The sequence below is a fragment of the Plantactinospora sp. KLBMP9567 genome (assembly GCF_033446045.1).
Lineage (GTDB): Bacteria > Actinomycetota > Actinomycetes > Mycobacteriales > Micromonosporaceae > Plantactinospora.
In genome coordinates, this window is sequence record NZ_JAWQRR010000013.1 from 108,284 (window position 1) to 121,800 (window position 13,517).

Consider the following 13,517-nt stretch of genomic DNA (forward strand, 5'->3'; position numbering starts at 1 on the left):
CACCCCGCGAGGAGGCGAGGATGCACGACCGGGACAGCGCCGCCGACCCCGTCAGGCTGAGCCTGGGCGGCCGGGCCGTCGCCGACTACGTGTGGCTGCCGCGGCTGCCCCGCACCGTGTCGCCCCGGCCGTTCCTGCATCCGGTACGCACCCTCGCCGGCACCGAGGTCACCGAGTCGATGCCGGAGGACCACCTGCACCACCTCGGGGTCAGCGTCGCGGTCGCCGATGTGGGCGGCGCCAACTTCTGGGGCGGGCGCACCTACGTGCCCGGGCACGGGCCGGTGCAGCTACCCAACCACGGCACCCAGCACCATCGCGCCTGGACCGTCCGGACCAGCACCGACGTACGCCACGAACTGCGCTGGGTCGGCCCGGACGGCACCGAGCTGCTGCACGAGCGCCGGCGGATCGCCGCCCTGCCGCTCACCGGGCAGGCGTGGGCGCTCGACTTCGGCTTCGAGCTGACCAACGTGACCGCCGAGCCGCTGGCCATCGCCAGTCCCGCCACCAACGGGCGGCTGGGCGCCGGGTACGGCGGGTTCTTCTGGCGGGCCCGGCGCGGCGACCGCCGGGTGCACGTGCTGGGCCCGGAGCGGACCGGCGAGCGGCACCTGCACGGTCGGCGGGCCGCCTGGCTGGCGCTGACCGGCGCCAGCACCGACCCGTGGACGTTGATCTTCGTCCCGGCGGGCCGGCCGCACCGGACCGACCTGTGGTTCGTGCGTAGCCGCGACTACGCCGGGGTGGGTTCCGCGCTGGCCTGGACGCAGCCGCTGGTCGTCGCGCCCGGCGGCCGGCTGCACCGGCGCATCGTCACCGTCGTCGCCGACGGCAGGCTACGCTCCCGACAGGTCGCCGACCTTGCCGGCGCGGTGGCGGCGATCCCGGCCGAGGCGGCACGGTCGTGAGTACCAGCCGTCGGGCCGAGCCCGGTGGCGCGGCCGTCCGGGCCGGCGGCGAACCTCGGCGGTTGGCGTACCACGGGGGCCAGGCGACGAGAGGCGGCGAGGTAACGATGGCACGTCCCGGCGTACCGGATCCGGTGCTCGCCGACCGGCCGCCCGGCACCGCCGTACTCCGGGTCCAGGGTCGCGACGTCGCCCGGTACACCTGGCGGCCCGACCTGCCGCTGGCCATGTCCCCACGCCCCTACCTGCACCCGGTGCGCACCCTCGCCGGCAGTACGGTCACCGACGCCGCACCCGACTCGCACCCGCACCAGTTGGGGATCAGCATCGCCGCCCCGGACGTCGGCGGGCGCAACTTCTGGGGCGGGCGCACCTTCGTGGCCGGACACGGCCCGGCCTGGCTGGACAACCACGGTTTCCAACGGCACCGGCGCTGGCTCCGGCACACGGGCGAGGAACTGGTGCACACGCTGGTCTGGACGGACGCGCACGACCGCACGCTGCTGGCCGAGCAGCGCGCCATCACCTGCCGGCCGGTCGACGGGACCGCCTGGTCGCTGGGCCTGCACACCCGGCTGGCCAACGTCACCGACCGGCCGTTGACCATCCGCAGCCCGGCGGCCCAGGGCCGGGCCGGGGCCGGCTACGGCGGGTTCTTCTGGCGCGGCCCGGCGGTCGCCGACACCGCCCGGATCCTCAGCCCCGCCGGCACCGACGCGACCGCCGTCAACGGCAGCCTCACCGGCTGGGTCGCGGTCACCGCCACCGGCGATGCCGGCCCGTGGACAGTGCTCTTCGTGCCGGGTGACGACACCACCGCCCGGGACAAATGGTTCGTCCGGGCCCGCGACTATCTCGGCGTCGGCTCGTCGCTGACCTGGGACCGGCCGCTGGTGCTCGGCCCGGCCGAGACGATCACCCGGCACCTGGTCACCGTCGTCGTCGACGGCGCCCTGTCGGTGGCGACGGCCGCCGTACTCGCCGAGCGCGTCCGGCAGCCGGCATGACCGGACCGATCCGGCCGAGCCGACCCCGGCAGGTCGAGCAGCCCGTCCGGCAGGAGAGCCTACGCAGCATCAACCTCGAACTCGTCTTCCGGCAGATCCTCGCCGCCGCGCACCCGATCTCCCGTACCGAACTCGCCTCGGTCACCGGGCTGACCCGGCCCACCATCACCCGGATCGTCGACGACCTGCTGGGCGGTCGACTCGTCGCCGAGACCGGCCTCGCCCACGACGGTCGGGCCGGCCGGCCCCGAGTCGGGCTGACCATCTCCGACCGCGGACCGGCCGGTCTCGGCCTCGACATCCGCGCCGACGGGCTGGCCGCGTGCGTCGTCGACCTCACCGGTACCGTCCGGCACCTGGCCTTCGCCCCGGCGAGCTACGCCGACCGGGGCGCCCCGGCCGTGCTGGCCGACCTGGCCCGGATGGCCGACGCCGCCGTGCACGCCGTCGCGGCCGAGGACCTCGCCGTCGTCACCGCCACCCTCGCCGTGCCCGGCCCGGTCGACGCCGGGCTGGTCAGGTCCGCCCCGGCGCTGGGCTGGCGCAACGCCGACGCCGGTAAACTGCTGCGGGCCGCCACCCGGCACCTCGACCTGCCGATCACCGTCGACAACGAGGCCAACCTCGCCGCGCTCGGCGAGCTGTACGCCTCCCACAACACCCTGGACAGTTTCGTCTACGTCTCCGGCGGGCTCGGTATCGGTGCCGGGATCGTCCTGGACGGACGGTTGATGCGCGGCTCGCGGGGTTGGAGCGGCGAACTCGGCCACGTCACCGTCTATCCGGACGGCAAGCCCTGCCCCTGCGGCTCCCGGGGCTGCGTGCAGACCTACGCCAGCCTGGAGGCGATCCTCGGCGCCGAGCCGGCACCGCCGGGCTCCACTCCGGACGCCGAGATCACCGCCCGGGCCGACGCCGGCCGCCCGGACACCCTCGCCGCGCTCGACGTCGCCGGCACCGCGCTGGGCGTCGCGCTCTCCGACATGCTCAACATCCTCGACATCGGCTCGGTACTCCTCGGCGGCAGCTTCTCGCTGCTGGCGTCCTGGCTCACCGCCAACGCACGGGCCGAGATCGACCAGCGGGTGCTGACCACGGACTGGGCGCCGGTGACCGTCCGACCCGCCCTGCTCGGTCCGGACGCGGCCGTGATCGGTGCCGCGCTGACCTCCATCGACCAGGTCCGCGAGCAGCCGGCCGGCTGGCTGTTGCGCCAGTCGGGACGGTCCGGACCGGCCCGGTCGAGACAACCGGCGAAGCGGTCCGGGTAGCGGCCGCCCCCGGCGCGCTTCGGCCCGCTCCGCGCCGGGGGCGGGGATGTCGGGCGCCCCGCTCGGTGCCCGGACTGAGTGTCCGGGGGACGGGTGCGGGGGGCGTCGTGGCTGCTCGCCGGGAACGTACGTGATGGACGGACAAGCGCGAACTGCCCGGTTGGACGGTTCTGTGATGCCGAAAAGGCAGCGGTGGTTGTCCATGGCCGGGCCGTCGCATAGCGTCCCTGTCGTTGCCCGCGTGTCCGAGCGGATGCGCGGGGTGATTGCTTCGCTCAGGGAAGCGCGGAAGGGGAGGGACGTGCAACGACTGACAGTCAGCGGGGGGATGAGATGGGCGGGCGGGCGCAGGCGCCTGCTCGCGGCGTCGGTACCCGTGCTGCTGGTCGCGGCGGCCGGGGTGGCGATCAGTGGTGCCGGGCCGGCGACCGCTGACCGGGCGGCCCGGTTCACGCCGACCGAGCGGGACTACTACATCAACTACGTCGACCCGGAGGTCGAGCGGCCCAGCGACGGCCCCGAGGTGGCGGTCCAGGGCGGCAAGCGCAAGGTCAAGCAGGAGCGGCCCGATCCGGTCGCCGCGTTCGGCCGCAAGTTCGTCGAGGGCAACCCGGTGGCGGCCCGGGGCCTGGCCAAGACCGAGGCCGAGGCGATCCGGACCGGCAGGAACCCGCGGCACATTCGCTACAAGCAGGCCGACGAGACGCAGGTCGCGAAGCTGTTGACCATCCTGGTCGAGTTCAACCCCGACGCGGACGACGACTTCACCGGTGTGATGGTGCCACGCGCGACGTTCGACGACGCGACCACGCCGGAGAACGAGCGGGAGTGCGTGCCCGGCAACGTCCAGAACGGGCCGCTGCACAACAACATCCCGAACCCGGCGAAGGCCTCGCACCCGGACAACAACTCGATGTGGGTGCCGGACTTCTCCACCGAGTTCTACAACAAGATGCTCTACAGCCGGGAGGGCATCACCGAGCGGGTCCGCACCGACCTGCGCGGCCCGGACGGCCGGCGCGGCATCGACCTGCGCGGGTACACGATGCGCAACATGTACCTGGAGATGTCCAAGGGCGCGTACACGGTGGACGGCCAGGCGACCCCCTGGGTGACCGTGCCGCACTCCGAGGCGTGGTACGGCGCCGACACCTGCACGCAGGTCGACGGCGAATGGGTGGCCGGGGCCAGCCAGGACATGAACGGGCACCCGGACAACCCGTCCGGTCCCGGCGCGCTCGGCGTCGACGCGGTCAACGTGCTGGCCGCGCAGAACCCGGACTTCCCATGGGCCGACTACGACATCGAGGACACCGCGGACGCCGACGGCGACGGAAACTTCAACGAGCCGGACGGGGTCGTCGACCACCTGGTACTGGTGCACGCGGGTGAGGACAAGTCCGGTGGCGGTGGCGCCGAGGGCGCGTACGCGATCTGGGCGCACTCGTCCGCCATCGTGCCCGGGCACACCATCCCGGGTACCGACAAGATGATCAGCAACTACATCGTCCAGCCGGAGGACTCCGGCGTCGGCGTCTTCGCCCACGAGTACGGCCACGACCTCGGCCTGCCGGACCTGTACGACATCGGCTCCGGCGGCGACTCGGACGTCGACTTCTGGGACCTGATGTCGTCCGGTTCGCACACCGGCCCGATCTTCCAGGGCATCCCCACCCACATGGGCCTCTGGGACAAGTTCGTGCTCGGCTGGGCCGACCCGGTCATCCTGAACCCCGGCGACGACCCGGCCCGGGTCAAGCTCGGGCAGACCTCGCGTACCCCGGTCGGCACCGAGGACGGGGTCCGGGTGAACCTGCCGGCCAAGCAGATCACCCTCTCCACTCCGCACAGCGGGGAGGGCCAGTGGTGGACCAGCAACGACCAGTCCTGGGCCGACGTACGGCTGACCCGCACCCTGGAGGTGCCGGCCGGTGGCGACGTGCGGTTCTGGCTCTGGAACAACTACTCCATCGAGGCGGACTGGGACTTCGGCTTCGTCGAGGTCTCCACCGACGGTGGCAACACCTGGGCCGAGCAGAAGGTTTTCGACTCCGCCGGCAACCTCGTCTCCACCGACGACGGCTACGCCGACCCGAACGGCCGGATGCACGACTACGGTGACAAGAAATACGGCCTGACCGGCAGCACCGGAGGCGAGTGGCGGCACGACTACGTCAGCCTGACCGGCTTCGCGGGCCAGACCGTGCAACTGCGGCTGCGGTACGCCACCGACGCCGGGTTCGAGGACACCGGCTGGTTCACCGACGACTTCTCGGTCACCGCCGACGGCGCCGCCGTCTGGTCGGACGATGTGGAGAGTGGTGCCAACGGCTGGACCGCGACCGTCGGCAGCTTCACCACCACCACCGGGGCCGGCTGGGCCATCTCGCCCGGCGAGTTCTCGTTCGCGCACTACTACCTCGCCGAGTGGCGTAACCACGACGGCTTCGACGAGGGCCTGAAGTACGCCTACCAGACGAACTACAGCCGGGACGGTGCCTGGAAGGTGGACCGGGTGCCGTACAACGCCCCGGGCATGCTCGTCTGGTACCGGGACACCAGCTACGGCGACCTCAACCTGACCCTCAACAACCTGTTCGACCCGCCGAGCGTCGGTTCCAAGGGCGGTCTGCTGATCGTGGACTCGCACTTCGACCCGTACCGCCGGCAGGGCACGGCGGCGGCGAAGGACCCGTCGGGGCTGGACAACCTGCCCTCGCGGCCGCAGTCGTCGAACGCGGCGTTCGGGTTCGGCAAGACGTACCCGTTCACCGAGTGTTTCGAGGCGCCGAACGAGCCGTTCAGCGCGTACTGCACCAAGTTCAAGGCGCAGCCCGGGGTCAGGTCGTTCACCGACAGCAGGGGCTGGTACCCGGGCATCGAGTACCGGCCGGACCTCGACGCCGCGAACCCGCTGTTCTTCCGCGACGCCGACGCGTCGGTCGTGCTGCCCTCGAAGGGCAACGCGCCGTACTCGGTGCGGACCGTGGACAAGAACGGCAAGCCGGCGCCTGGCCAGTACGGCATCGACCTGGGTGGCGGAGTGCTGACCGGCACCGGCAACCCGGGCGAGGTCGGACTGAACTTCGGTGTCCGGTTCGACCTGCTCCAGCCCGGCCACCGCAACCAGTGGGCGGTCGTCCAGGTGGTGCCGCCCATGGTGGCGCCGTAACCCGGCACCGCAGAGGTCCGGAGCGTTTCCGGGGCCGTCGCCAGCACCCCGCTGGCGGCGGCCCCGTCCGCTTCCGGCCGGTCTGCCGCCGCTACCTGCCGAACCGCCGCGGCACCGCGGCCGCCCGGTGGTGCAGCCGGGTCCGCCGCTCGGCGGGCGTGGCGACCCGCGCCAGCTTCACAAGATCGATCGGACGGAGACTGGAGGCGAACTGGACGCCGTCGGCGACCGGACCGGTGCGGTGCCCGGCGGGTCGGGGGCGAGGCTGCGCCGGCCCGCGTCCGGGCGTTTAGCCAGGCCGCAGGGCTGTCGCCAGGTAGCATTACAGGCTATATGCACGCAATCCGCTCCCCTCTCGGAGGTGCGCGTGACGACGACCGGTCGACGGCGGCCCACTCCCGCCGACCCGAGCCCCGAGCCGGTGCCGGGCGGCCAGGCACCGAGCGGGACGGATCGTGACCTGCCGCCCGAGCTGGGCCCGAACGCGATCGGCGTACTCGACGGGCTGTCGTTCATGCTCTCCGACGCGGTCGGAGACGTGCCGCCCGGCTCGATCGGCGGGCTGGTCCACGAGGACACCCGCTTCCTGAGCCGCTGGCAACTCCTGCTGGGCGGCGCCCGACCGCTGCTGCTCGGGTCCAGCTCGGTCGACCCGTTCTCGGCGGCCTTCTTCCTGGCCAACGCGGAGCTGCCCGAGCTGTCCGCCAACCGGATCGGGATCCGCCGGCAACGGTTCGTCGGCGAGGGCATGTTCGAGCGGATCGCGGTGCAGTGCTTCGCCGCCGAGCGGGTGCCGATCGAACTGCGGCTCGCGGTCGACGCCGACTTCGCCGACCTGTTCGAGATCAAGGAGCAGCTCCGGGACCGGTCCGGACAGATCGTCCGGGAGCACGCGGCCGACGGTTCCCAGCTCTGCTTCGGGTACGAGAACGAGGGTTTCACCGCCCGCACCCAGGTGCTGGCGATCCCGCCCGCGACCCGGATCGAGGGCGACGACCTGGTCTGGGACCTGGTCCTGCACCCGGGGGAGAGCTGGCAGGTCGAGCTGCACGTGCCGCTGCGGTACGTCAACATCGACGTGGTGCCGACCCGCCGCGAGTTCGGCGAGGTGTTCGAGGTCGGCGGCGGCAACGACTCGACCAGCCGGTGGCGGGCCAGCCGACCGGACGTGCACGCCGACTCCGACCTGGTCTGCGACGTCTACCACCAGTCCGTGGACGACCTGGTGTCGATGCGGGTCGAGAAGGAGATCTCCGGGCAGCGGGTCGTCATCACCGCTGCCGGGCTGCCGTGGTTCCTCACCGTGTTCGGGCGGGACTCGTTGATCACGGCGTACCAGGCGATGATCGGCGGGCCGGAACTCGCCCGGGGCACCCTGCTGACCCTCGCCGCGCACCAGGCCACCGAGCTGGACGACTTCACCGACCGGGAGCCGGGCAAGATGATGCACGAGTACCGCAGCGGCGAGCTGACCCGGCTCGGTGTCAAGCCGCACAACCCGTACTACGGCGCCTCCGACACCACCCAGCTCTGGCTGGTGCTGCTCTCCGAGTACTGGCGCTGGACCGGCGACGACCAACTCCTGCACGACGTACGGGACAACGCGTACGCGGCGCTGCGCTGGATCGACGAGTACGGCGACTCCGACGGCGACGGCTACGTCGAGTATGCCACCCGGTCCAGCCAGGGGCTGGGCAACCAGTGCTGGCGGGACTCCTGGAACGGGGTGCAGTTTGCCGACGGGACGATTCCGGTGCTGCCGATCGCGACCTGCGAGATCCAGGGTTACACCTACGACGCGAAGCTGCGGATGGCCGAACTCGCCGACGGCCCGTACGCGGACCCGGAGCTGGCCCGGCGGCTGCGCGCCGAGGCCGCCGAGCTGGCCGACCGGTTCAACCGGGACTTCTGGCTCGACGACCGGGGCGGCTACTACGCCCTCGGCCTGGACGGGGACAAACAGCCGATCGACGCCATGACCTCCAACATCGGCCATCTGCTGTGGAGCGGCATCGTGCCGGCGGAGCGGGCCGCGATCCTGGCCCGGCAGCTCATGTCCGACCAACTCTTCTCCGGCTGGGGCGTGCGTACGCTCTCGACCGGTGACCGCGGCTACAACCCGATCGGCTACCACCTCGGCACCGTCTGGCCGCACGACAACTCGCTGATCGCCCACGGGCTGGCCCGGTACGGCTTCCGGGCGGAGGCGAACCGGATCATCGAGGCGATGATGGAGGCTGCCCGGTACTCCGACAACCGGCTACCGGAGGCGTTCTCCGGCTACGACCGCTCGTTCGGCCGGGTTCCGGTGCCGTACCCGACCGCCTGCAACCCGCAGGCCTGGGCCAGTGCCGCACCGCTGCTGTTCCTGCGGACCATGTTCGGCCTGGAGGCCCGGGACGGACGGTTCGTGCTGGACCCGGACGTTCCCGAGCGGTTCGGACGGATCCAGCTCAGCCGGGTGCAGGGCTTCGGCCAGTGTTGGGAGATCGAGGTGAACCGGCGGCGGGGCCACCTGCGGCTGGTGGCCTGACCCGGGCGGTGCCGGGTTCGTCAGCCACCCGGTGCGGCGCGGCTGCGGCCGGGCGGAGGTGGACCCGGGCGGGGACCGGGCCCACCCTCGCCGCGGTCTGGCTGGCGGCGACCGCACCGGCCTCCTCGTCGAAGTACGGGGGCCGTCCACGCCGGGTTGTCGATGCCGCCGTCGGGGGTGGTGCAGGTCGAGCTGATGATCTTGCGCACCGGGGGTGTCTCCTGTCGTGTCGTCGCTGTCGACCAGAACCCTGCCAACGGCGCGGGTCCGGGCGGCCACCTCGACGGTGACCACCCGGACCCGGTGTCGTGCCGGCCGCGCTACCGTGCAGCGAGCGTGCCGTCCGACCCGAACCGTGTCCGGAGCTGCTGGAGTCCGGTCGCGTCCACCTCGGCCGCCGGGCCGTGGTAGATCGCGTTGTACAGCAGGTTGAACTGCGCCCGGGGCAGGGTACGGAAGGTGATCTCGCTGCCGTACGTCACCGCCTGCCCCTTGCCGACGGCGAAGGACGCGGTGTTGACCGCACCCCGGATGTGCGCGGCGCCGCGCAGGTATCCGCTGGCCAGCACCTCACCCTCCGCCGGGTAGTTCGACACCACCGTCCCGCCCGCGCCGGTCAGCTCCCAAGCCTGGGTGTCGTAGAGCCAGACCGGCCAGGAGTCCGGCATGCCCCAGGCGACCGGGTTCTCCGGGTCGAACTCCTGGTGCAGCAGGCTGCCGCCGGTGACGAACTGGTCCTCGTCGTCGGGCAGGGCCGGCTTGATCGGCAGGTTCAGCAGCTCCTGCACCGTCGCCACCGAGCTGCCGATCGCCAGCAGCGTGCCACCGTTGCGGACGAATTGCTGAAGCTTCCGCCACCCCTTGTCGCCGACCCCGTAGGCCCAGGAGTACTCCTCGGCGTACTCCTTCGGGTCCAGGCCCTCGACGATGTCGTCCTTGGAGATGCCGTGCGACAGGACGATCGTGTCGTACAGCTCGTTCAGCGACTTCCGCTGGAAGTCCTGCGCGGCGACCACGTCGTAGTTGATGCCGTACTGGTCGAACTGCCACATGTCCCAGCCGCCCGGCATGTTGCCGATGCCCCGGAACAGGCCGACCCGGGTCTGCGGCTTGAGCTGCACCCCGGCGACGCGCGGCGGCCGGGCGACCGCGGTGACCTGGAGGCCGACCTTGGCCGACGCGGTCGCCAGTACGTTGCGGGCCTGCGGGGTGGCCGGCACGACGTAGGTACCGGGCGGATAGCTGCCGCCCTGCGCGCCGAACCCCTTCGCGGCGCGGAATGTCGGGATGTTCGCGTCCTGCAACGCCGAGACGATCTGGACCGTCCCGTACGACTCGGGGCGGACCAGGTAGGCGCCCTTGTCGCCCGGAGCGGGCGGCATCGTCACCTGGGGCAGCTTCACCGAGGTGACCCGTTCCAGGCTGGCCTGGAACGGCGCGCGGATCTCGGCGACGTCGACCCCGAGTTGCAGCGGCAGGCTGGTGGTCGCCTCCGCGTACGGCAGCAGCACCGGGCACTCGGTGCAGTCGCGCACCTCGGGGTACCTGTCGGTGCCGAGCACCTGGTGCGCCCAGTTGCCGCGCGGCTGCCGCATCTTGATCACGTACGAGCCGGCGCCGTAGCGCTTCCCGTCGGCGACGAACTCCGAGGTGGCCCGGTCGATCTTCACCTGCGTCCACTCCAGGCGCTGGAGCATCTCGAAGGTGGCGTACGGGTCACGCTGGTCGGCGTTGACCACGAACGCGTAGCTGCCGGCGGGTACGCCCTTGGTCATGTACTCGTGCGGCACCGCGTACAGGTTGTCGTAGAGCAGTTCCCGGCCGTTGTCCGCGGTGTACTCCAACCCGGCGTAGGTGGCGATCTTCGCGTAGTCGACGATGTCCGCCAGGGTCCAGGTGTTCGAGCGGTACGGCTCGATCAGGCTCATCCGGGCCTGCTGCGGGCCGAGCGGGCGACCGTCCGACGACACCTGCGGGTACGCGTAGTCGGTCACCGAGGCGATCTCGGTCAGGTAGACGCCGGAGCCGGTGAACGGGAAGAACCCGACCGGCTGCTCCAGGGTCCAGAAGATGTGGTAGTCGAGGCTGCCGACCCCGGTCTTGCCGGCGGCGGCGAGTGACCGGGCGGCGTGCTGGCCGATCGCCGAGACCGAGGAGCTCATGTTCGCCGGCACGTTCTCGCTGGTGATCCCCCCGTACGGCGGTACGAAGATCCGGCTGCCGGTGTTGCCCTTCTGGTGCATGATGTGCACGATCGCCGGCCGGTACTTCTTCTCCAGCGCCAGCCGGTACTGCGCCTCGATCTGGGTGAACATCGTCCAGTCGCGGTTGTCGTCGTGCCCGGTGTACTTGTGGTAGAGGTCCGGGTAGGTCCGCCGGTAGTTCGTGCCGGCGGTGGAGTTGAAGTGGTCGATGATCAGGTGCTGGCCGTCCGGGTTCTGCGACGGCACCAGCACGATGACCGAGTTGTTCAGGACGTTCCTGGTGAAGTCCGAGTCCTCGGTGGCGAGCCGGTGCACGATGTCGTTGATCGCCTGTCCGTTGCCCACCTCGCTGGAGTGGATCGTCGCCTCCAGGTGGTAGAACGGCACACCCTCCTCGGCGAGCCTGCGGGCCTGCTCCGGGCTGGTGTTGCGCGGGTCCGAGAGCTTCTGGTTGATCTCGACCAGGCGGTCCAGCCGGCGCAGGTTCTTCGGTGCGCTGATGAGCACCGTCGCGTATTCGTTGCCCATCGTGGTGCGCCCGATGGTCTCGTAGTCGACCCGGTCGGACCGTTCCGCGACCAGTTTCAGGTAGCGGAGTACGTCGGGATAGCCGGCCAGCTTTCCTTCGGTGCCCATCTTGAAGCCGAAGTGCTGTTCCGGGGTGGGGATCGCGACCCGGCCGGTCACGGCGGTTTCGGCGAGGCCGGGGCCGGCGGTGGCGGTGGGTGCGACGGCGGTGGATCCGACCAGGGCGACCAGGCCGACACAGGCGGCGTACAACAACGGGGGACGGGTCTTGAGCATCGCGGGACCTTTCGACTCGACATCAGTAGTCGTAGATCGACCGTGACTGCACGCTAACGGCGGGCGTGAAGATCCACAGTGGGGTCGCTGTTCGCGTTTGTTCGGTCTTCGGGCCCGCTCGGCGAAAGCTCAAGAATGCCTCAACATAGTTGCCTCGAGCATGGACGGCGATGTATCAAGAGCCATGATCGCTGGGGTGCCGCAGCCACGGATCACCGACCAGCTCAGGGACGCCGACGCGGTGCCCGGGCGCCAGTCGGACCGGCTGCGCGCCAGCGCCCTCGCATTGATGCTCACCGACCGGTCGGCCCGGGGGATCGCCGACCGGCTCGGACACCTGATCTATTCCGGCGAACTCGGCCAGGGGCTGCACCTGCCCACCGTGCGTGCCCTGGCCGCCGCCCTGCACGTCGGTCCGACGACGATCGCGTCGGCCTGGGCCCAACTGCGGCAACGGGGGCTGATCCACTCCGACCGACGGCACGGCAGTTTCGTGGGCGGTCCGGGGCGGCTGGCCGGTCGCCGCTACGCCAGCCTCCCGGCCCCGGCTCGGGTCGGGTTGGACCTCTCCACCGCCTTTCCCGATCCGGCGCTGCTGCCGGACCTGGCCGGCCCGATGGCCGAGGCGGTGCTCGGTACCCGCTGGCGCAGCTATCCGGACGACACCGTGGACCCGCACCTGGCCGCCCTCCTGCACCCGAGCTGGCCGTTCGAGGCCGAGGACTTCACCGTCACCAGCGGTGCGCACGACGCCGTGCACCGGGTCGCCGACGTGCTGCTGCACCCGCACGACCGGGTGGTCGTCGAGGAGGTCGCCGCCGCGTCGCTGCTGGACATCGTCGAGGACCACCGGGCCCGGGCGACCCCGGTGCTCTGCGACGACGAGGGACCGCTGCCCGAGGCGCTCGAACTGGCCCTGACCACCCAGCCCAGGATGCTGCTGTTCCAGTCCCGGATGGCCAGCCCGCACGGCCACGCGCTGTCCCGGCGCCGCGCCCAGGCGCTGGCGCCGATGCTCGCCGGCCGGGACATCGTGATCGTCGAGCAGGACACCGCGTACGAACTCGCCCCGACCCCGGACGTCTCGCTCGGCGAGTACCTGCCGGAGCAGACCCTCCTGGTGCGGAGCTGGAACAAGTCACACGGGCCGCACCTGCGGGTCGGCGCGCTGGCCGGGATCCGGCGGGTCGTGTCCCGGGTACGTGCCCGGCAGAAGGCGACCGGCAGTTGGCCGTCGGTGCTGACCCAGCGCGCCCTGGCGCAGATGCTCACCGACCCGCAGACACAGGCGGCGATCCGGCTGGCCGGGGGCCGCTACCGGCAGCGCCGGCAGCGGATGGTCCGAGCCCTGCACGAGCACGGGCTGGCGCCCACCGGCGTGGCCGGGCTCTCCGTCTGGGTGCCGGTCCGCAACGCCGGCACCGCGATCCGGTCGCTGGCGGCGGACGGCATCGGCGTCGCCTCCGGTGCCCCGTTCGTCGCCTGTGGCGACGGCAGGGCGCACGTGCGGATCGCCACCACCCTGCAGCACGACCGGCACGCACACATCGCCCGTACCCTCGGCGAGGCGCACCGTAGCTGACCGGCCGGCAGCCGGGTCCGGTCCGCACCGCCG

Annotated in this window: 7 protein-coding genes; 6 read left to right on the top strand and 1 reads right to left on the bottom strand. The window is 71.7% G+C overall.

The window, feature by feature from the left end; genetic code table 11:
• Nucleotides 1-20 precede the first annotated feature (20 nt).
• The 5 genes from R6Y94_RS10640 to R6Y94_RS10660 all read left to right on the top strand — a co-directional run bounded on the left by R6Y94_RS10640 (nucleotide 21) and on the right by R6Y94_RS10660 (nucleotide 8,894).
• Nucleotides 21-911 carry a PmoA family protein gene (locus R6Y94_RS10640; RefSeq protein WP_318395641.1) on the top strand — a complete coding sequence of 297 codons (891 nt, stop codon included), beginning with the start codon at nucleotides 21-23 and terminating at the stop codon, nucleotides 909-911.
• Entirely contained in the window at nucleotides 908-1,918 is a 1,011-nt protein-coding gene (locus tag R6Y94_RS10645) for a PmoA family protein (RefSeq protein WP_318395642.1), read from the top strand. Before R6Y94_RS10640 ends, R6Y94_RS10645 begins: the two co-directional genes overlap by 4 nt.
• Complete coding sequence (locus tag R6Y94_RS10650) at nucleotides 1,915-3,189, top strand: ROK family transcriptional regulator (RefSeq protein ID WP_318395643.1); 1,275 nt, start codon at nucleotides 1,915-1,917, stop codon at nucleotides 3,187-3,189. The genes R6Y94_RS10645 and R6Y94_RS10650 overlap by 4 nt, the downstream gene beginning before the upstream one ends.
• Nucleotides 3,190-3,490: 301 nt before the next feature.
• Nucleotides 3,491-6,361 carry an immune inhibitor A domain-containing protein gene (locus R6Y94_RS10655; protein ID WP_318395644.1) on the top strand — a complete coding sequence of 957 codons (2,871 nt, stop codon included), beginning with the start codon at nucleotides 3,491-3,493 and terminating at the stop codon, nucleotides 6,359-6,361.
• Nucleotides 6,362-6,728: 367 nt separating this feature from the next.
• Nucleotides 6,729-8,894 (top strand): glycogen debranching N-terminal domain-containing protein, encoded by a 2,166-nt coding sequence (locus R6Y94_RS10660; RefSeq protein WP_318395645.1) that lies wholly within the window; start codon nucleotides 6,729-6,731, stop codon nucleotides 8,892-8,894.
• A gap of 320 nt (nucleotides 8,895-9,214) precedes the next feature.
• On the opposite strand, the gene R6Y94_RS10665 is transcribed toward R6Y94_RS10660, so the two are convergent.
• Nucleotides 9,215-11,902: a M14 family zinc carboxypeptidase gene (locus tag R6Y94_RS10665; RefSeq protein ID WP_318395646.1), complete on the bottom strand. Its 2,688-nt coding sequence runs from the start codon at nucleotides 11,900-11,902 to the stop codon at nucleotides 9,215-9,217.
• A 196-nt stretch (nucleotides 11,903-12,098) separates the two neighbouring features.
• Between R6Y94_RS10665 and R6Y94_RS10670 the strand changes: the two genes are divergently transcribed.
• On the top strand, nucleotides 12,099-13,484 hold the full coding sequence (locus tag R6Y94_RS10670) for an aminotransferase class I/II-fold pyridoxal phosphate-dependent enzyme (protein ID WP_318395647.1): 1,386 nt from the start codon (nucleotides 12,099-12,101) through the stop codon (nucleotides 13,482-13,484).
• Nucleotides 13,485-13,517 lie beyond the last annotated feature (33 nt).

Excerpts from the sequence above, each read along its gene's own strand:
- R6Y94_RS10665 (WP_318395646.1), bottom strand. The coding sequence starts at position 11,902 with ATGCTCAAGACCCGTCCCCCGTTGTTGTACGCCGCCTGTGTCGGCCTG.
- R6Y94_RS10650 (WP_318395643.1), top strand. The coding sequence starts at position 1,915 with ATGACCGGACCGATCCGGCCGAGCCGACCCCGGCAGGTCGAGCAGCCC.
- R6Y94_RS10640 (WP_318395641.1), top strand. The coding sequence starts at position 21 with ATGCACGACCGGGACAGCGCCGCCGACCCCGTCAGGCTGAGCCTGGGC.